This window comes from Micromonospora sp. CA-248212, assembly GCF_050948405.1.
Taxonomy (GTDB): Bacteria; Actinomycetota; Actinomycetes; order Mycobacteriales; family Micromonosporaceae; genus Micromonospora.
In genome coordinates, this window is record NZ_CP192023.1 from 2,948,376 (window position 1) to 2,968,329 (window position 19,954).

At 71.8% G+C, this 19,954-nt stretch carries 11 protein-coding genes and 2 riboswitches; of the genes, 6 read left to right on the forward strand and 5 right to left on the reverse strand.

The genetic code is table 11. The annotated features are described in order from the left end of the window. Nucleotide 1: 1 nt before the first annotated feature. Nucleotides 2–1,273: an Hsp70 family protein gene (locus ACQP03_RS14115; protein ID WP_357392728.1), complete on the reverse strand. Its 1,272-nt coding sequence runs from the start codon at nucleotides 1,271–1,273 to the stop codon at nucleotides 2–4. A 296-nt stretch (nucleotides 1,274–1,569) separates the two neighbouring features. On the opposite strand from ACQP03_RS14115, the gene ACQP03_RS14120 reads away from it, so the two are divergent. The 4 genes from ACQP03_RS14120 (at nucleotide 1,570) to ACQP03_RS14135 (ending at nucleotide 11,796) form a co-directional block, all read left to right on the forward strand. Then, nucleotides 1,570–2,457, forward strand: a complete 888-nt coding sequence (locus ACQP03_RS14120; RefSeq protein WP_357121244.1) for an IniB N-terminal domain-containing protein — start codon at nucleotides 1,570–1,572, stop codon at nucleotides 2,455–2,457. A 115-nt stretch (nucleotides 2,458–2,572) separates the two neighbouring features. Beyond that, entirely contained in the window at nucleotides 2,573–4,420 is a 1,848-nt protein-coding gene (locus ACQP03_RS14125) for a dynamin family protein (RefSeq protein ID WP_433461163.1), read from the forward strand. Beyond that, on the forward strand, nucleotides 4,417–5,877 hold the full coding sequence (locus ACQP03_RS14130; protein WP_357121248.1) for a GTP-binding protein: 1,461 nt from the start codon (nucleotides 4,417–4,419) through the stop codon (nucleotides 5,875–5,877). Before ACQP03_RS14125 ends, ACQP03_RS14130 begins: the two co-directional genes overlap by 4 nt. Before the next feature lie 294 nt (nucleotides 5,878–6,171). Then, nucleotides 6,172–11,796, forward strand: a complete 5,625-nt coding sequence (locus ACQP03_RS14135; RefSeq protein ID WP_433460965.1) for a GH92 family glycosyl hydrolase — start codon at nucleotides 6,172–6,174, stop codon at nucleotides 11,794–11,796. Nucleotides 11,797–12,064: 268 nt separating this feature from the next. Here the strand turns inward: ACQP03_RS14135 and ACQP03_RS14140 are convergent, their stop codons facing one another. Genes ACQP03_RS14140 through ACQP03_RS14150 form a run of 3 tightly spaced genes read right to left on the reverse strand, consistent with a single transcriptional unit; the run spans nucleotide 12,065 to nucleotide 13,652 of the window. Then, nucleotides 12,065–12,661, reverse strand: coding sequence for a histidine phosphatase family protein (locus ACQP03_RS14140; RefSeq protein WP_357121254.1), 597 nt, complete (start codon nucleotides 12,659–12,661; stop codon nucleotides 12,065–12,067). Further along, on the reverse strand, nucleotides 12,658–13,458 hold the full coding sequence (locus ACQP03_RS14145; protein WP_433460966.1) for a CbtA family protein: 801 nt from the start codon (nucleotides 13,456–13,458) through the stop codon (nucleotides 12,658–12,660). The genes ACQP03_RS14140 and ACQP03_RS14145 overlap by 4 nt, the downstream gene beginning before the upstream one ends. Beyond that, nucleotides 13,449–13,652, reverse strand: a complete 204-nt coding sequence (locus ACQP03_RS14150; RefSeq protein WP_357172121.1) for a CbtB domain-containing protein — start codon at nucleotides 13,650–13,652, stop codon at nucleotides 13,449–13,451. Before ACQP03_RS14150 ends, ACQP03_RS14145 begins: the two co-directional genes overlap by 10 nt. Nucleotides 13,653–13,687: 35 nt before the next feature. Then, nucleotides 13,688–13,827, reverse strand: a riboswitch (cobalamin riboswitch). A gap of 143 nt (nucleotides 13,828–13,970) precedes the next feature. Further along, nucleotides 13,971–14,184, forward strand: a riboswitch (cobalamin riboswitch). A 194-nt stretch (nucleotides 14,185–14,378) separates the two neighbouring features. Between ACQP03_RS14150 and ACQP03_RS14155 the strand changes: the two genes are divergently transcribed. After that, the gene (locus ACQP03_RS14155) at nucleotides 14,379–16,706 is read left to right on the forward strand and encodes a ribonucleoside-diphosphate reductase subunit alpha (protein WP_433461164.1); all 2,328 of its coding nucleotides are present in this window, start codon (nucleotides 14,379–14,381) and stop codon (nucleotides 16,704–16,706) included. Nucleotides 16,707–16,756: 50 nt separating this feature from the next. Continuing rightward, nucleotides 16,757–17,752: a ribonucleotide-diphosphate reductase subunit beta gene (locus tag ACQP03_RS14160; protein ID WP_357122163.1), complete on the forward strand. Its 996-nt coding sequence runs from the start codon at nucleotides 16,757–16,759 to the stop codon at nucleotides 17,750–17,752. Between the two features lie 152 nt (nucleotides 17,753–17,904). On the opposite strand, the gene ACQP03_RS14165 is transcribed toward ACQP03_RS14160, so the two are convergent. Continuing rightward, nucleotides 17,905–19,713 carry a family 43 glycosylhydrolase gene (locus ACQP03_RS14165; protein WP_357172122.1) on the reverse strand — a complete coding sequence of 603 codons (1,809 nt, stop codon included), beginning with the start codon at nucleotides 19,711–19,713 and terminating at the stop codon, nucleotides 17,905–17,907. Between the last annotated feature and the right edge of the window lie 241 nt (nucleotides 19,714–19,954).

A 19,954-nucleotide genomic window follows, 5' to 3' on the forward strand; every position in this document is an offset into this window, starting at 1 on the left:
GTCATCCTTCGCGTCCCCGGCTGAGCGTCAGTGCCAGGCGGGACGCCTTCGGCAGGTCGAGGGGCAGGATCCGGACCGGCGGTCGGGGTGGCGGTTCGCCCGGATCGGTGGCGTGGTCCCGGGGTCGCCGCAGGGCCGGGAGGCTCGCCCGGCCCTCACCCGGGACCGGCGCCGGATCGCGGACCGGGGCCGGGGGTCGAGGGCGCGGCCGGGGTGACACCACCTGGCAGGCGGCGCTCGCCGCTCCGGTGGCGGCGGTGAGCTGCGCGTCCGGCTCGACCTCGACCGGCACACCGAGCGCCGTGCTGATCAGCTCGGTGACCAGCGGGATGCGGGTCGAGCCGCCGGCCAACAGGACGCCGTCGAGCTGTGTCGGCGTCAGGCCGGCGCCCTGCACGGTGCGCAGCAGGAGGTCCACGGTGGCCTGCACGGTGGGGCGGATCATCGCCTCGAACTGCGCGCGGGTCACCGGTATGCGTGCCGGACCGGTCGGCAGGCTCAACACCACGTCGGCGGCCGGCTCGACGGTCAGCGCCCGCTTGACCCGGTCGCACTCGGCCGGCAGGCCGCGCAGGGCGGCGTGGTGGTCCCGCCGCCCGATGGCGGCCAGCTCCCGGGACAGCACGGTACGGACGTGGCTGGCCAGCAGCTCGTCGAAGTCGGCCCCGCCGATCGGGTCGAGACCCTGGGGCGTGCCGAAGCTCTCGTAGGTGCCGCGCGGGGTGCGCCGGACCAGGGCCGCCTCGAAGCTGGCGCCGCCCAACGCGTAAACGGCCGCCGTGGTGCCCGCGAAGCCACGCGCCGCGTGACTCTCCGCGACCGTGACCGTACGGGGGAGCAGCGTCACCGTGCGCAGCCCGAGGTCGACGAGCGCGCGGCGCAGCAGCTCCCGGCGGTACGGCCGCCAGCCGGCCGGGTGACTGAGCACCACCGCCTCGGCCGGGCCGCCTTCCGCGGCGTGCGCCTGCTCCACCACCCAGGCCGCCAACTCCGCCGTGAGGGTCTGCGGCGCGCACGCCTCGCCACCGAGCAGCAGGGGCACGTCGTCACCGATCCGGCGGACGAAATCCCTGCTGGTGCGACTGCCGTCGTCGGTCGCGGGCCCGCCGATGTGCAGCGCGCCGTCCTCGGCCAGGTGCAGCACCGACGGTACGAGCGGCGAGCCGGCGTTCAGCGGGACAGCCTCCGGACGCGTCCAGGTCCGGCCGTCGCGCCGAGCGACGGCGGCGGCGGTGTTGGTGCTTCCGATGTCTATCCCCAGGACGTACGGCATCCGTCTCTTCTCTTTCCGCGAGTGGCCGGCTGATGGCGATGGCGTCGGCGCTGTCCGGCGACCCACCCCCGGCGAAACCCGCGGGCCCCTACGTTCGTACCAGAGATCACTGCGTGGTCGGCACCCTAATCTGACCGGGACGGTTTCCCCCAGTCCCCCTAACGGGGGAGCCGGCGAACGCCCTAACGCGGCTTGATCGATTGCGGGCGCAGCCCCGATGTCCGGGGCCGCCCCCCGCCATAGCGTTCCTCTCGACGAACGACGGTCGCCGATGCCAATCCGAGGAGAACCGGCACATGGACTCGCAACAGACCCTCCACGACTTCGTGCTCGACCTGCTGACCAACCCCGACGCGCGGTCGGCGTTCGACCTCGACCCGGAGGGCGCGCTGCACGCCGCGGGGCTCAGCGACATCACCGCCGCCGACGTGCAGGACGTGGTGCCGCTGGTGGTCGACTACGCGCCGGGGCAGGGCCTCGCGCCGCTGGCCCCGGTGGTCGGGCAGCTCGGCTTCGACCCGCTGGTGACCGACGCCACCGACGTGGTCGGTCAGTTGCAGAGCGTGGCGCAGCAGATCAGCGTCACCAGCTCGCCGTCTGGTGTGGACGTCAAGGCCGGTGTGCTCGGCGCCATCGCGGTCGACCCGTCGACCGTCGCCGCCGGGGTGAGCGTGCTGCCGGGTGTCGGCCTGGGTGTCGGGCCGAGCGGCCTCGACACCGACCTGACCGGGGTGTCCGACGTGGCGCACACGCTCGACGCGGACGTGGTGCAGCCCGTCGACGGGATCGTCGACCCGGTGCTCGGCGGCGCGACCGGCACGGTCGGCGACCCGACCGGCGTGCTCGGCGTCACCGACCCGGTGCTCGGCGGCGACGTGACCGGTGGCGTCCTCTCCGGCGTGCACGGTCAGGTCGACGGCATCGTCGGCTCCCTCGGTGTCCACGACACCCTGGGTGGCCTGGGCCTCGGCGAGGGCGCCGTCGGCGGCGTGGTGCCGCCGGTGGACGTTCCGTCCGTGGTGGGCGGTGTCACGCACCACGTGGACAGTCTCCTTCCCGGGGTCACCGGCACGGTCGGCGACGTGACGGGTGGGCTCACCGACGGTGTGACCGGCGACTCGCACGACGGGGGGCCCGCCTCGTCGGACCACGGGTTGCTGGGCATCACCGGCGGTCTGCTCTGACGGGATTTTCCGTCGGAAGCGGGGGGTCGGGTCGCGTCGAGCGGCCCGGCCCTTCCCGGTTTCCTCTCCGACACCTCTTGCTAATTGAGCCGAAATCCGCACACTTGGTGCGGTGATGGCGGGGATCTGGCTGGATGTACTGGACGAGATCGCCCGGACGTGTACGACACACGGTCGCGGCGATCTGCTGCAGACGGTCCGGCAGAAGCGTGCCCAACTGCTCGATCCGACGTTGCGGGTCCTGGTCGTCGGCGAGCCGAACCAGGGCAAGAGTCAGCTCATCAACGCGATCATCAACGCGCCGGCCTGCCCGGTCGGGGACGGTCGCACCACGGTCCTGCCGACCGTGGTGCAGCACGCCGAATCCGCCTGCGCCACGATGGTCCAGGCGTCGGCCGGACGACCCGCGGGAGGGCCGGCGGCGACGCTCGCCGAGCGGACCTCCCTGGCGCTCGACCAGGTCGCGGCCGGCGTGTCCGGCGCGGTCGGGCGTCGGCCGGGGGGCGGTCCGGCGTACGTCGAGGTCGGCCTGCCCCGGGCGCTGCTCGCCGCCGGACTCGTGCTGGTGGACACTCCGGGTACCGACGAGGTCACCGCGCTCGGCGCGGCCGTGGAGGTGGCCGCCTCGACCCGCGCGGACGCCGTGCTGCTGGTCTCCGACTCCACGAGGGAGCTCTCGGTGGCCGAGCTGAACATGCTGCTGCACGTCATGCGCTCGCAACCGAACGTGGTCGTGGTTCAGAGCAAGACCGACCTGGTGGCGGACTGGCGGACGGTCGCCGAGCGCAACCGGCAACACCTCGCCGATGCCGGCGTCGCGGCGCCGCTGATCCCGGTGTCGGCGACGCTGCGGCTGCGCGCGGCGGCGGCCGACGACCGTGGTCTCAACGCCGAGTCCGGCTTTCCGGCGCTGATCGCCCGCCTGCAACGGGACCTGGCCGGCAAGGCCGACCACCTGGCGCGGGCGTCGGTGCAGGCGGTGGCCCGTACGGTGGTGGAGCAACTGGCCGCGCCGCTGCGCGCCGAGTTGGCGACGCAGGAGGCGGCGGAGCAGTCCGGGCCGATCTCGCGGCTGCACGCGGCCCAGCGGGAGGTCGACGAGCTGCGGCGCTGCTCGACCCGCTGGCAGAACACCCTCAACGACGAGATGGCCGACCTGCTCTCCGACATCGAGTACGACCTGCGGGACCGGACGCGCCAGATCCTGCGGGCGGTCGACGAGGCGTTCGATGAGGCCGACCCGCTCGTCGCCTGGGACACCTTCGACGAGTGGCTGTCACGCAGCCTGGTCGAGGCCGCGGAGGCCAACCACGAGTGGCTGGTCCAGCGCTGCGACTGGATCGCCCGCCGGGTGGCCGCCCACTTCAACCGGTACGGCTACGACGTGCTGCCGCCCTGGTCGATGACGATGCCGGAGGATCTCGGCGACCGGCTGCCGGACCTGGAACGGCCGCGGATCGACCGGTTCACGACGGGTCAGAAGCTGTTCACCGGCATGAAGGGCTCGTACGGCGGCATGCTGATGTTCGGCCTCGCGACCACCCTGGCCGGGATGCCGATGATCAACCCGGTCTCGGTCGGCATCGGCGCCCTCTTCGGCGGCAAGAGCATCCGCGACGAGAGCAAGCAGATGTTGCGCCGCCGGCAGGCGACCGTGAAGACGGCCATCCAGCGGCATGTCGACGAGTTCTTCGTCCGGATGGTCCGGGACTGCCGGGACGCCGCCCGGCAGGTGCAACGGATGCTGCGCGACCACTTCACGGGTCTGACCGAGGAGTTGCAGGAGGCCATCGTGCAGTCGTTCCGCAGCGCGAAGCAGGAGGCCGACACCGACGTCGCCCTGCGCGAGCAGCGGCAGCGGGAGATCCGGTCGAAGATGACCCGCCTCGCCGCGCTCTACGAGCAGTCCCAGCACCTGACCGCCGCCCGGTCGACCCCGGTGCTGTTGGAGCCCGGGGCATGACTGTCGGGGTGCGGTTGGACGAGGCGGCCTGGGGGCTGCTGCACCAGGCGCTGGAGGTCTACCAGCACGACGCGCGGGCGGTCGGGCGGTTGCGGCACCAGATCGCGCGGTTGGAGCAGCCGCTGCGGATCGCGGTCGCCGGGCCGTGGCGTGCGGGCAAGTCGACGGTGCTCAACGCGCTGATGGGGGAGGAGGTCGCGCCGGTCGAGGGCGCCGACGGCGCGTTCACCTGGTACGAGGACGGCGCGTCGCCGGGCGCCACCGCCTACCCGGTGGGGCAGCCTCCGCAGGAGCTGACGGTGGTCAAGTCGGCGACCGGCATGCGGGTGGATCTCGGCTGGCGTGCCGGGGAGGTACGCGACATCGTGGTGCGGTGGCCGACGCGGGCGCTGCGGCAGGTGACGCTCGTCGACACCCCGGCGCTCAGCACGGTCGACGAGCAGGGGCACGCGCCGGTGCTGGACCGGGTGCTGGCCGACGCGGACGCGGTGTTGTTCCTGACCCGGGACGGCCGCGACAGCGATCTGCGGGTGTTGGAGTCCGGTCGGGACAGTGCCGTCGGGCAGGCCGCCCCGGTCAACGTGATCATGGTGTTGTCCCGGGCGGACGAGGTCGGCGGTGGCCGGATCGACGGGCTGCTCACCGCCCGACAGTTGGCCCGTCGGCACCACCGCGATCCCCGGGTGGGCGCGTTGGCCGTCAACGTGGTGGCGTGCAGTGGAGCTGTCGGCCTCGCGGGTCGGCTGCTCAGCGAGTCCGAATTCGCCGCGCTGGCGACGCTGGCCGGGGTGCCCCGCGCCGGGTTGGAGCCCCACCTGCTCTCCGCCGATCGCTTCGTCCGTGGCGACCTTCCGGTGCGCCTCGATCCCGAGGTGCGCGCGGGCCTGCTGGACCGGTTCGGCCTCTTCGGTATCCGGCTGGCCACGACGTTGGTCCGCGGTGGGTTCGACACCCGGGTGGCGATGTCGGCCGAGCTGATCCGGCGCAGCGGCCTCACCGAGCTGCGCGAGTCGATGACCCGTTGTTTCGTCGATCGGCGCGACGCGCTCAAGGCGCGCTCGGCGCTGGCCGCGGTGGAGTCCCTGGTGCGGGCCGAGCCGGTCCGGGGCAGCGACGAGTTGGTCGGCGCGATCGAGCAGATCCTGGCGGGCGCGCACGAGTTCCGTGAGTTGCGCCTGCTGGTGGCGTTGCGCAACGCCCGTCTCGGTTTCGACGCCGAGTTGGCCGCCGAGGCGCGGCGGCTGGTCGGCGGCGAGGGCGTCTCCCTGGCCGCCCGGCTCGGTGTCGAGCACGAGGCGACCACCCAACGGCTCTGGGAGACCGCCGCCGACGCCCAGTGGCGGTGGCGGGACCGGGCGGAGGATCCGCTGCTCCCACTGACCCAGCGGCGCGGTGCCGAGGTGGTCGTGCGTAGCTGCGAGGGAATGCTGGCCGAGCTGGCGGCGGGCGGTCGCTGAGCGGCCGCGAGTCCACCTGCGCCTCGCCAAGGCCGAGTAAGGAAGGGCACCTTCCTAACGCCTCGTGTATAGGAAGGTGCCCTTCCTTACGAACTGGAAGCGCTGGGCGCGTTTCGCGGCGATCAACCCATTGACAGGCCGTTGGTTGCCCGGAAACATCTGGCCAACATCCACCGGATCTGCCCTCGCTTGTCAGGCACGCCCGATGACAACGATGTCAGAGCCGGTCCACCCTCCACTGCCACCCAGACGCTCGACGTACTCGACCGGATCGAGTCGAAAGGTCCCGCCCCCATGCCGTATCTCCCCCGTACGCGCGCCGTCTCCCTGCGGATAGCCGTGGCGACAACCGCCGTCCTGCTGCCCCTGGGGATGGTCGTCGCCGCGCCGCTGGCCAGCGCCGCGCCGAGCGCCCCGCCACCGGGCGCCTTCCGTTCCTCGTTCGAATCGGCCGACCCGCAGCCCGCCCCGAGCACCGTCGAGGTCGACCGCTCCGGTCGGCCCGTGCAGGGCAACCTCAGCGGGTCGAGCGACGCGAACCTGCCCGGCAGCCTGCTCGGCCAGGTCGAGGCCGTCACCGCGAGCGCCCAGAACCCGCCGAACGAGATCGCGGCGAACCTCGCCGACGGGAAGCCGTCGACCAAGTGGCTGGCGTTCGAATCGACCGCGTGGGTGACGTACCAGCTGGCCAAGCCGGCGGTCGTCAAGCGGTACGCGCTGACCTCGGCGGACGACGAGCCGGGCCGCGACCCCCGCGACTTCACCCTCCAGGGGTCCACCGACGGCAGCGCCTGGGTCGACCTGGACCGCCAGACGAAGCAGGGTTTCGCCAAGCGGTTCGCCACCAACAGGTACGGCGTCACCAACACGACGGCCTACGGCTGGTACCGGCTGGTGGTCTCCGCGAACTCCGGCGGAACTCTCACCCAGCTCGCCAGCTGGGACATCAGCGACGGCTCGGACGTCCGACCGCCGGCCACGCCCATGGTCACCGAGATCGGCCCCGGCCCGGCCGGCGGTTACACGACGAAGCCGGGCGTCGGCTTCACCGGGCTGGCCGCGCTGCGCTACTACGGTGGCGCCCAGACCGGTGGCCGCTCGTACGCGACGAACAAGCTGTTCGACGTCGACATCCCGGTCGGGCCGAACACCCGCCTGTCGTACCGGATCTTCCCCGAGTTCACCGGCCAGGACGCCCGCTACCCGTCCACCTACGCCTCGGTCGACCTGCACTTCACCGACGGCAGCTACCTCAGTGGACGCTCCGCCGTCGACCAGCACGGCAACCCGCTGACCCCGGCCGGGCAGGGCGCCTCGAAGGTGCTCTTCGCCGACCAGTGGAACGCTGTCAGCGCCGACGTCGGCGCCGTCGCGCGCGGCAAGACGATCGACCGCGTCCTGCTGGCGTACGACGACCCGCAGGCCACCGAGGAGACCCTCTTCCAGGGGTGGCTCGACGACGTCGAACTGACTCCGAACCCGGCGACGATCGACGGCTCCCGGCTGACGAACTACGTCGACACCCGCCGCGGCACCAACTCCACGGGCGGGTTCTCGCGCGGCAACAACCTGCCGATCACCGCCGTACCCAACGGGTTCAACTTCTTCACCCCGGTGACCGACGCGACCTCGGACTCCTGGGAGTACGACTACCACCGCGCCAACAACGCCGCCAACCTGCCCACCTTGCAGGGCCTCGCGATCTCCCACGAGCCCAGCCCCTGGTTGGGCGACCGCAACCAGATGTCGGTGATGCCGGTGGCCGGCGACGGCCCCCTCACCGGAGCACCCGCCAGCCGGGCGCTGGCCTTCCGGCACGAGGACGAGACGGCACGGCCGGACCTCTACCGGGTCGCGCTACAGAACGGCCTGGTCGCCGAGATGACGCCGACCGACCACGCCGGCATCATGCGGTTCACCTTCGGGCCGGGACCGTCGACCGGAAGTCTCGTCTTCGCCAAGGGCACCTTCACCCTCGGTACCGACAGCACGTTCACCGGCTGGGTCGACAACGGAAGCGGCCTCTCGGCCGGACGTAGCCGGATGTTCGTGTCCGGTGAGTTCGACCGCGCGCCGGCAGCCGTCACGGCGACGTCCGCGACCTTCGACGTCTCGGCGAACCGTCAGGTGACGATGCGGATCGCGACCTCGTTCCTCTCCGTCGAGCAGGCCCGTCGCAACCTCGACCTGGAGGTGACCGGCCGGACCTTCGACGCGATCCGCGACGCCGCCACCGCCGCCTGGAAGGACCGCCTCGGCCGGGTCGAGCTGCGGGGCGCGACCGAGACGCAGCTCGTCACCATGTACTCGAACCTGTACCGGCTGAACCTCTACCCGAACTCGCAGTCGGAGAACACCGGCACCGCCGCCGCCCCCCACTGGCAGTACGCCAGCCCGGTGTCCGCGCCGACCGGCACGTCGACCGCCACCCGGACCGGCGCGAAGATCGTCGACGGGCAGATCTACGTCAACAACGGGTTCTGGGACACCTACCGCACGGTGTGGCCCGCGTACTCGCTGCTCTACCCGGACGTCGCCGCGAAGATCTCGGACGGGTTCGTCCAGCACTACCGCGACGGCGGCTGGATCGCCCGCTGGTCGTCGCCCGGCTACGCCGACCTGATGACCGGCACCAGCGCGAACGTGGCCTTGGCGCAGGCGTACCTCACCGGGGTCAAGCTGCCCGACCCGCTCGCGGCGTACGACGCGGCCGTGAAGGACGCGACCGTCGCGTCCGGACGCGGCGCGGTCGGCCGCAAGGGCATCGAGACGTCGCTGTTCCTCGGCTACACGCCGACCAGCACCGGCGAGTCGGTGTCGTGGGCGTTGGAGGGGTACATCAACGACTACGGCATCGGCAACATGGCCGCCGCGCTCGCCAAGGACCCGGCCACGCCGAAGTCGCGGCGCGACCAACTCAAGGAGGAGTCCCGGTACTTCCTGGAGCGGGCCCGCAACTACGTCCACCTCTTCGACGCCAAGACGAAGCTCTTCCAGGGCCGCGACGCGGCCGGCACGTTCCTCGCCGGTGACCCGCTGGACTGGGGTGGCGTCTACACCGAGACCAACGGCTGGAACTTCGCGTTCACCGCACAGCAGGACCCCCAGGGCCTGATCAACCTGTACGGCGGGCAGAAGGCGCTGCGGGACAAGCTCGACACCTTCTTCGCGACGCCCGAGAACGCCGACCACCCCGGCGGCTACGGCGGCGTCATCCACGAGATGATCGAGGCCCGCGCGGTGCGGATGGGACAGCTCGGCATGAGCAACCAGCCGTCGCACCACATCCCGTACCTGTACGACGTCGCCGGCGCTCCGGCGAAGACCCAGGCGGCCGTGCGCGAGATCCTGCGGCGTCTCTACGTGGGCAGCGAGATCGGTCAGGGCTACCTGGGCGACGAGGACAACGGCGAGATGTCGGCCTGGTACGTCCTCAGCTCGCTGGGCATCTACCCGTTGCAGGCCGGGTCGACCCACTGGGCGATCGGCTCGCCGCAGTTCACCCGGATGACCGTCCACCGCCCGACCGGCGACATCGTGGTCAACGCCGCGAACAACAACAACCGCAACGTGTACGTGCAGAGCGTGAAGGTCAACGGCAAGAAGCAGCGCGACGTCTCCGTCGAGGTGTCCGCGCTCGCCAGGGGCGGAACCATCGACTTCCAGATGGGACCGAACCCGTCGTCGTGGGGCACCGGTCGCGACGCCACACCCCCGTCGCTGACCAGGGGCGACGCCGTACCGCAGCCGTTGCAGGACGTCACCGGGCCGGGCCTCGGCACCGCCACCGTCAGCGGCGGTCCGGACGCGTCGACGCTGTTCGACGACTCGTCCACCACCCAGCTGACGACGTCGTCGGGCACGCCGCAGATCGGCTGGACGAGCCGTGGCGGACGGCAGAAGCCGACCTACTACACCATCACCTCCGGCGCGACCGTGGGCGACCCGGCGGACTGGCGGTTGCAGGGCTCCACCGACGGCCTGACCTGGAGCACGCTGGACGCGCGGGCGGGCGAGGTGTTCCGCTGGCGCAACCAGACCCGGCCGTTCCGGATCGACAAGCCCGGACGGTACTCCCAGTTCCGCCTCGTCGTGACGAAGACGGTCGGCGTGGCCCAGCCGACCCTCGCCGAGATCGAGCTGCTCGCCGGGGGTGACCTCGACCTGGGCGGCGGTGACATCACGGTGACCGCCACCGATGGCGTGCACGCCCGCTCCGGCGCGCCCGCCACGGTGGCCCTGGCCACGGTCACCGGTGGCGTCGCCGACGACTACCGGGCCACGATCGACTGGGGTGACGGGTCACCGGCCACCGAGGGCACCCTGACGCTGAGTTCCCGGGAGGTCTACCGCGTCAGCGGCGAGCACACCTACGCCACGCCGGGCTACCACCAGGCGAGCGTCACGGTGACCGACGGCGTCGGTCAGGGCTCGGTGACGGTCGGCGTCGACGTCGCGTACGCGGCGAACTCCGGCCTCACCGCGGCGTTCGACAGCGTGTGTGTCGGCGACGAGGGCACCCTCGCGGCGGACTGCGACGCGAAGTCGTGGGCGTACTCGCGGGCGGCCCTCGCGGCGGCCGGCGTGACCCAGGGGCAGCGGCACCAGGTGCCGGGCACCGCGCTGGGCTTCACCCTGCCGCAGGTCCCGGCCGGGCAGCCGGACAACGCCACCGGCAACGGCGCGACGATCGCGCTGCGCCTGCCGGCCGACGCCAAGAGCATCTCGTTCATCGGTGCCGGTACGCAGGGCAACCAGGCAACGACCGGCACGGCGACGTTCAGCGACGGCAGCACCGCGAGCATTCCGATCCAGTTCAGTGACTGGACGCTGGGCGGCAACGCCAACGGGACGCCGTCCTACGGCAACATCGTCGTCGCGAAGTCCGCGTACCGGCTCAGTGGCACGAGCCGCGACGGCGCCCAGCCGTTCCTGTTCGCCACCACGCCGTACCAGATCCCGGCGGGTAGGACGCTGGTCTCGGTGACCCTGCCGACGCAGACCGGCGACCCGCGCTCGGCGGGCCGGATCCACGTGTTCGCCGTCGCCGACGACGGCACGCCGGCCGCCGCGCTGGTGACCGCCGCCCCGGGCGACCAGAGCGTCGACGCCGGGCAGGTCCTCACGGCGAACCTCGGATCGGTGACCGGCGGTCTTCCCGACCCGACCGGCTACCACGCCCGCGTCCAGTGGGGTGACGGCACGGTTCCGGACGACGCCACGATCGGTGCGGACGGCGCGCTGAGCGGCCGGCACACCTACGCCCGTGCGGGCGCCTACACGGTGCGCGTCACCGCGTGGGACACGGTGTCCAGCAGCACCGCGAGCTTCACCGTGACCGTCCGGCGGGCCGGGGCGGCCACCACCCTCGCGGTGTCCGGCACGCAGTCGGTCGCCGCTGGGGACGCGGTCACGGTCGTCGGCAGCGGGTTCGCCGCCGGCGAGCGGGTGACGGTGGGCCTCGCGGCCGGCACGACCCGCGAGGTGACGGTCTCGGCGTCCGCGACGGGCACGGTCCGCGCGACCGTCGCGACCTCCGGGGACACGCCACCGGGGCGGTACGCCGTCCGCGCCACCGGCGCGTCCTCCGGTACGCCGGCGACGGCAACCGTGCAGTTGACCGTGGGCTCGACGGACCCGGCCTACCAGCCGCGCCTGTCGTTGCCCACGCCGTCCGCGCCGCGCGGCACGTCGATCACGGTCGACGGCTCCGGCTTCGCGCCGAACGAGGAGATCACGGTCAGCCTCGGCGACGGCCGTCGGGTCGGCACGGTACGCGCGAACGGTGACGGCATCGTCGCCGGCGGGACCGTCGGCGTCCCGGACGCGACGGAGCCCGGGGTCACCAGCGTGACGCTGTCCGGGTCCCGCTCGAAGGCGACGGTGTCCCGACCGTTCACGGTCACCGTCACGAAGTAAGCCGGAAGCACATCAGTCGGGCGGGCCGTTCCTCACGGCCCGCCCGACCTGCGTTCCAGGCCCGCCGGGCGTGTATTCCAGGCCCGCCGGGCCCTGTGTTCCAGGCCCGCCGGGCGTGCGTTCCAGGCCTGCCCGACACCCGTCCGGGCCGCCCGATCTCAGCTCTGAGCCGCCCGATCTCGGCTCCGAGGCGCGGGTCGCGCGACTGCCCGCCGACCTCGCTGCCCCGGATCTGGGGCAGCTCGACAGGAGCCGTGGTAGACCCTCGTCACCCGTTCGCCGGTGCCGGTGCCGCGTCCAGGCGGAACTGCCAGCTCGGGCCGTGGCCGGTGAGTCGGACGATCGCCAGCGGCGCGACGTCGAACTGCCGGTACGTGGCCAGCGGCAGATCCAGGGCGTGCACGAGCGCGACCCGGATCACCAGCGGGTGCGTGACGGCGGTGACCCGTCGGCCGACGTCGCGCTGCGCGTCCAGCCACCGACCGACGCGCTGGCGTACCGCGAGGATCGACTCACCGCCGTGCGGCGCGGCGTCCGGCGTGGACAGCCATTCGCGCAGCGCGTCCGGCCGCGTCGCGGCGATCTCCGCGAGGGACCGGCCCGACCAGTCGCCGTAGTCACAGTCGGCCAGGGCCGCCTCGACGGTGGGCGCGAGCCCGAGAACCTCGGCGGTCTCGACGGCCGCCGCCGCGGGGCTGGACAGGCATGCCACCGCGTCGCCTGCGCGACGGCCCGCAGCGGCGGGGGACAGGGCGAGGGCGGCACGCCGGCCGCCCTCGTCCAGGCTGTCGTTCCCGCCGAACCGGGCCTGCCGCAGGGCGGCGGTGTGACCGTGGGCGACCAGCCGCAGGCTGGTGGCGCTCACCCGGCCAGTCGTGCGTCGGCGACCGCGCGCTGGCGGTGCATCAGGGCGGCGAAGAGCAGGCCTATCCCGGTCCACAGCACCATCTGGGTGCCGAGCGAGGCGAGGCGGAAGCTCCACAGCAGCGTCGCGGGGAAGTCGCCGGGGACCTCCTGGAACGACGGCAGCGCCACATAGGACACGACGGTGACCAGCAGGAAACCGCCGACCGCCGCGCTGGCCCGCAGCCACACGGGCGCGCGCTCACCCACCGACCGGTAGCCGAGCGAACCGGACCAGACCGCGACCAGGCCGAGTACCACCATCAGCAGGTAGGTGACCGTGCGCTGGTTGATGGTGGACGGGTCGCCGACGGCCGGCGGATTCGGCGGGTACTTGAGGAACGGCACGATCACCGTGCCGAGCAGCGCACCGCCGGCCAGCAACAGCCCGGACCGCCCGTCGTCGGCGGTCCGCCGACGACGGGCCAGCAGGACGTACGCGCTGGCCAACAGGCCGCCCATGGCGGCGCCGAACAGGCCGGTGGCCAGGAACAGGCCGCCGCGTTGGCCGTTGCGGCCGATCAGGGCCTCCTCGCCGTGCTGGTGCCCTTCGGCGGCCTCCTCGGCGTGCTGGTGCCCGTCGGCGGCGGCCTCCGCGTGCGTGGCCGCCTCCTCGATGGCGATGGCCGCCTCGACGTGTGGTTCGCCGACGACGTAGGCGAACGTCCCGGCGATCAGGCCGGCCACCAGGCCGGCGAGCAGCCCGCGCAGCAGGACCGTGACGAACGTGGGTGCGGTGCCGGTGTCGCTCAGTGGCACGGGACACCGAGCAGGTGCCGGCCGTCGTGCATCAGCTCGTGCAGGTACATCCCGCTGCGCGAGACCGCCCCCTGATCGAAGGCGACGAGGTAGGCCAGCAGGGCGAGCACGGCGACGGTGGCCAGGACCGTCCACAGGAGACGGGTCGGGACAGCGGGGTGCGACAGCGGCTGGCTGGACGTGGAGCTGGACATGCGTGAACGAACCTCCTCGGGGATGACGCGTCCCCATCGCAAGGCTGCGGACGACCGAGCGTCCTGGCTCGCGCCCCCCGGGCTGGGGGCCGCTCACAGTGGCGCGACCGCGCCGGATTCTCACCGGCTTCCCTCGCGTCGCCGCAGATAGTGGGTCGACCGTATCGGTGCCGGTTCGCCTCGGTCAAGCCGATGGCGACGGTCGGGGCGGCACCGCCTCGTCGGCCGGCTCCGAGCCGATCGACGAGGGTCGTCATCGGCGACCGCGACACGCCGAACCCGACATGTGGGGTGTGACAAACGTGCTCGCCCCTATATATGGTGTCGACCGCAGCTGGTTCGTCCACTCCTGGTGAGTGGTCGAGGCAAGAGGGAACCCGGTGCAAGTCCGGGACTGTCCCGCAGCGGTGAGTGGGAACGACCGCCGTCATCAGCACTGGGCCAACGGCCTGGGAAGCGACGGCCAGTAGGTGACCGGGCAGGCCCGGTCGCGCCCGCGAGTCCGAAGACCTGCCAGCGCGCCGCGTACCCGACCCTCGGGTGCGCGGCGGTCCGAGGCCGCGCGGAACGGCTGACGCCACCTCGCCCACGCCCGCGCTGGCCTGGCGTCGACGGCGTCCGTCTCCCCGCGTCCGAGGGCCCTTGAGGTCTCGAACTCCCGAGGAGTGAGTGGTGACAGTCACCCAGGTGGTCCCGGTCAGCGGCGAGGCCGCGCGGCGGACCCCGATGCAGGTGCGCAAGCGCGACGGCGGCACCGAGGCCGTGGACGTGAACAAGATCGTCCGGGCGGTCGAGCGGTGGGCCGACGACCTGACCGAGGTCGACCCGATGCGGGTGGCCACCCGCACGATCAGCGGCCTCTACGACGGCGCGACCACCGCCGAGCTGGACCGGCTGTCCATCCAGACGGCGGCCGAGATGATCGGTACGGAGCCGCAGTACTCGCGCCTGGCCGCGCGGCTGTTGGCCGGCTACGTCGACAAGGAGGTGCGGCGCCAGGGCATCACCTCGTTCAGCGCGGCGATCCGGGCCGGCCACGCCGAGGGTCTGATCGGTGACGAGACCGCCGCGTTCGTCGCCGCGCACGCGGAGACGTTCGACGACGCTGTCGACCCCGACGGCGACCGCCGCTTCGAGTACTTCGGCCTGCGCACCGTCTACGACCGGTACCTGCTGCGTCACCCCACCACCCGGCTGGTGCTGGAGACGCCGCAGTACTGGCTGCTGCGGGTGGCCTGCGGCCTGTCCCGTACGCCGGACGAGGCGGTCGACTTCTACCGGCTGATGTCCAGCCTCGCCTATCTGCCCAGCTCGCCGACTCTGTTCAACTCCGGCACCCGACACACCCAGATGTCCTCGTGCTATCTCGTGGACTCGCCGCGCGACGAGTTGGACTCGATCTACGCGCGCTACGCCCAGGTCGCGAACCTGTCCAAGTTCGCCGGTGGCATCGGCATCGCGTTCTCCCGGGTCCGGTCCCGTGGCGCGCTGATCCGGGGCACGAACGGGCAGTCCAACGGCATCGTGCCGTGGCTGCGCACACTGGACGCGAGCGTCGCGGCGGTCAACCAGGGCGGGCGGCGCAAGGGCGCGGCCTGCGTCTACCTGGAGCCGTGGCACCCGGACATCGAGGAGTTCCTCCAGCTCCGGGACAACACGGGCGAGGACGCCCGGCGTACGCACAACCTCAACCTGGCCAACTGGGTCCCGGACGAGTTCATGCGCCGGGTCGAGGCCGACGAGATGTGGTCGCTGTTCGACCCCGACGAGGTGCCCGAACTGCCCGATCTGTGGGGCGAGCGGTTCGACGCCGCGTACCGGGCCGCCGAGGCGGAGGGCCGCTACGTGCGGCAGCTGCCGGCCCGCGAACTGTACGGGAAGATGATGCGGACCCTGGCCCAGACCGGCAACGGCTGGATGACCTTCAAGGACGCGGCCAACCGGCTGTGCAACCAGACGGCCGAGCCGGGCAACGTGGTGCACCTCTCCAACCTCTGCACCGAGATCATCGAGGTGTCCAGCGACGACGAGACCGCAGTCTGCAACCTCGGCTCGGTGAACGTCGCCGCCCACCTGACCGATGAGGGCATCGACTGGGAACGGCTGCGCGCCACGGTGCGTACGGCGGTGACGTTCCTCGACCGGGTCATCGACATCAACTACTACCCGACCCCGCAGGCGGCGGCGAGCAACCCCCGTTGGCGGCCGGTCGGGCTCGGGCTGATGGGGCTGCAGGACGTGTTCTTCGCGCTGCGGCTGCCGTTTGACGCACCGGCCGCGCGGGAGCTGTCCACCCGGATCAGCGAGGAGCTGTACCTGACCGCGCTGGAGACCTCCGCCGACCTGGCCCGCGACTTCGGCGCCCACCCGGCGTTCGCGCAGACCCGGGCCGCGCGGGGGCGCCTGCAACCGGACCTGTGGGGTGTCGAGGGTACGCAGGCCGCACGCTGGACCGCGCTGCGTCAGCGGGTGCGGGAGTACGGGCTGCGCAACTCGCTGCTGGTGGCGGTCGCGCCCACCGCGACGATCGCCTCGATCGCCGGCTGCTACGAGTGCGTCGAGCCGCAGGTGTCCAACCTGTTCAAGCGCGAGACGCTGTCGGGGGAGTTCCTCCAGGTCAACACGGCTCTCGTACGCGAGTTGAAGGCCCGCGGTCTGTGGACCGAGCAGATCCGGTCGGCGATCAAGCGGGCCGAGGGCTCGGTGCAGTCCGTCATGGAGCTGCCGGCCGACGTGCGGGAGCTGTTCCGTACCGCGTGGGAGCTGCCGCAGCGGGCGCTGATCGACCTGGCCGCCGCCCGCGCGCCCTTCATCGACCAGTCCCAGTCGCTGAACCTGTTCCTGGCCTCGCCCACCATCGGCAAGCTCTCCTCGATGTACCTGTACGCCTGGAAGACCGGTCTGAAGACCACCTACTACCTGCGGTCCCGGCCGGCCACCCGGATCCAGCAGGCCACCGTCAGCGCGGTGCCGCCCGTCCTCCCCGTCGCGGTCGACGCCGAGGCGCTGGCCTGCTCGCTGGAGAACCCCGAGTCGTGCGAGGCGTGCCAGTGACCGTCGCCGACACCACCACGGACAGCACCACCGACGCGAGGACCACGCACATGCTGCTCGACCCCGGGATGGACCTGACTCTCCGTCCGATGCGCTACCCGCACTTCTTTGACCGGTTCCGGGACGCCATCCGCAACACGTGGACGGTCGAGGAGGTCGACCTGCACGCCGACCTCGCCGACCTGGACCGTCTGTCGCCGGCCGAGCGGCACCTGGTCAGCCGCCTCGTCGCGTTCTTCGCCACCGGCGACACGATCGTCGCCAACAACCTCGTGCTCAACCTGTACCAGCACGTCAACAGCCCCGAAGGTCGGCTCTACCTGTCGCGGCAGCTGTTCGAGGAGGCCGTGCACGTCCAGTTCTACCTGAACCTGCTCGACACGTACGTGCCCGACGAGACCGAGCGGTTCGCAGCCTTCGCCGCCATCGAGAACATCCCGTCGATCCGTCGCAAGGCCGAGTTCTGCTTCCGCTGGATCGACTCCCTGCACGACCTGCGGGAGCTGCGTACCCGCGAGGACCGGCGGACCTTCCTGCTCAACCTGATCTGTTTCGCCGCGTGCATCGAGGGGTTGTTCTTCTACGGCGCGTTCGCGTACGTCTACTTCCTGCGCTCCCGTGGCCTGCTGCACGGGCTGGCGTCGGGGACCAACTGGGTGTTCCGCGACGAGTCCATGCACATGGCGTTCGCGTTCGACGTCGTCGACACCGTACGCGCCGAGGAGCCCGATCTGTTCGACGACGACCTGGCCGACCAGGTCCGCCGGATGCTCACCGAGGCGGTCGAGTGCGAGGTCCAGTTCGCCGAGGACCTGGTGGGCCAGGGGGTGCCCGGCCTCACCCTGGCGGACATGCGCCAGTACCTGCAGCACGTCGCCGACCGCCGGCTCGCCCAGCTCGGGATCGCGCCGCACTACGGGTCGGCCAACCCGTTCGCCTTCATGGAGTTGCAGGACGTGCAGGAGCTGTCCAACTTCTTCGAGCGGCGGGTGTCGGCGTACCAGGTCGGGGTGACCGGCACGGTCGCCTTCGACGACGACTTCTAGAACCCCCACCCCACCCCCGGCCCCGCCCCGTCGATCATGAAGTTGTTGCTCCCTATCGGCGTGTCGGGGGCATTGACTTCATGATCAACGTCGGCGGCGGACGGGTGTGGGGATGGGGTGGGGGTGTTTTTGGGGGTGGGAACCCGGGGGAGTTAGGCGGGGGTGCAGGTGGGGGTGGTGGTCGGAGGGCTGGTTGAGGTGGTGGAGCTGAGGTAGCCGGCGGTGGTCGAGGTTCCGGGCGCGAGCTGGCCGTTGTAGGCGGCGTTCGCGACGGTCACCTGGCTACCCGACTGGGTGAGGGTGCCGTTCCAGACCTGGGAGACCGTCTGCCCGCTGGCGAGCGTCCAGGTGACCCGCCAGCCGTTGAGCGCCGACGATCCGGAGTTGGTGACTGTCAGCCGTCCCTCGAACCCGCCCTGCCAGGTGTTCACCACGGCGTTGGTGACCGCGCAGGACGTCCCGGCCGGGCTCGTCGGCGTGGGAGTGGTCGTGGGCGTCGGGATGGGCGTGGGCGTCGGGTCCGCGGTCGGACTCGGCGTCGGGGTGGGCGTCGGAGTGGGCGTGGTGCCGTTGGCCTGGAACTGCCACCAGTTGAGGTTGAACAGGGTGCCGCTGCCGCCCGTGAACCGCAGGTACAGGTCCTGGGTGCCGGTGGCGCCGGAGACCGGGCAGGAGACGGTCTGCCACGTCTGCCACGCACCGGTGCCGGGTACCGCGCAGCTGCCCACCCGGGTGCCGGTGGGGCTACCGAGGCGCAGTTCGATGGTGCCGCCGGACGTCGCCGAGGCGACCCGCGCGGAGAAGGACGTCGCGCCCGTACCGAAGCCGACGCCCTTGACCTTGATGTAGTCCCCGTTCTCGATCCACCCGACGTTCATCCCGCCCTCGCTGGCCGGCTCGGTCTCGATGCCGGAACCCCAGGCGATGGTCTCGGCCTCCTGCCGCACGTACGGGTTCAGCGTGCCGATCTGCGGCGCGCCCGTCGTGGTCATGTTGATCGTCGGGATGGTGCCGTTGGTGTTGTACGTGAACTTCTCCACGGCCACCGAACGGGTGTAACCGCCACCGCCCGGCAGCGCCCCGTTGTGGTAGAAGAAGTACGAGCCGCCGTTGAAGTCGATGACTCCCGGGTGGTTGGTGAAGCTCGCGCCCTGGCGGGGCATGACCGTGCCGCGATAGGTCCACGGGCCGGTCGGGCCGGTGGCGGTCGAATATCCGATGAACTCGGAGCAGCACTCCGCCGCGAACACGTTGTAGTAGGTGCCGTTGCGCTTGTAGACCCAGGGGCCCTCCTCGTAGAGGGTGGGCCGGCTCGCGTTGCCGCTGCGGGCGCCGAACCCGGCGGTGGTGAGCGGGATCTTGGTGGCGCTGCCGCTGTAGGAGATCATGTCGGCGTTCAGCCGGACGTACCACAGGTTCGGGTTGCCCCAGTACAGGTACGCCTGACCGTCGTCGTCGATGAAGACCGTGGGGTCGATCTCACCGTTGCCCACCAGGGGGCGGCCGATGGCGTCCCGGAACGGCCCGGTGGGGCTGTCGGCGACCGCGACGCCGATGGCCATCGAGTTGGTCGCTCGGGCGGTGACCGGCACGTACCAGTAGAACTTGCCGTTGCGGGCGACGACCTGGCCGGCCCACGCGTTGGCGCTCGCCCAGCTGAAGGTGGCGAGGCTCAGTGGCGAGCCGTGGTCGGTCCAGTTGACCATGTCGGCGGACGACCACACCCGCCAGTCCTTCATGGTGAAGTACGAGGAGCCGTCCTCGTCGTGGCCGGTGTAGAGGTAGACGCGTCCGTTGTGGACCAGGGGCGCCGGGTCGGCGGTGTAGATGTGCTGGACGATGGGGTTGTCCGCGCGGGCGGCCGTGGCCGGCATCAGCGTCGAGACGAGTAGCAGGCTCGTGAGCCAGGCGAGACCGCGCCGGAGCCGGGTCGTGGTCCGTGGTGGCGGTGTGGGGTGCATCGGTACCTCCAGGGTGGGTCACGACGGGCGGGCGGCCCGCCGCGTGCGCTGGCGGCGTGTCGCGGGTGTCGTCGCGGGTCGCTCGGGTGGGGCGGCGGCGGTGCCGCGAGCACGGCAGGAGGGGATCGGGTGTCCACCCTGGCTCCCGCGTGCGGCGGCCCGCCGTACGTCGACGGCGGTGGTCAACGCCCCTGAGGGGAGGCCCGGTCACCCACCAGCGGGCGTTGGTCATGCACTACTC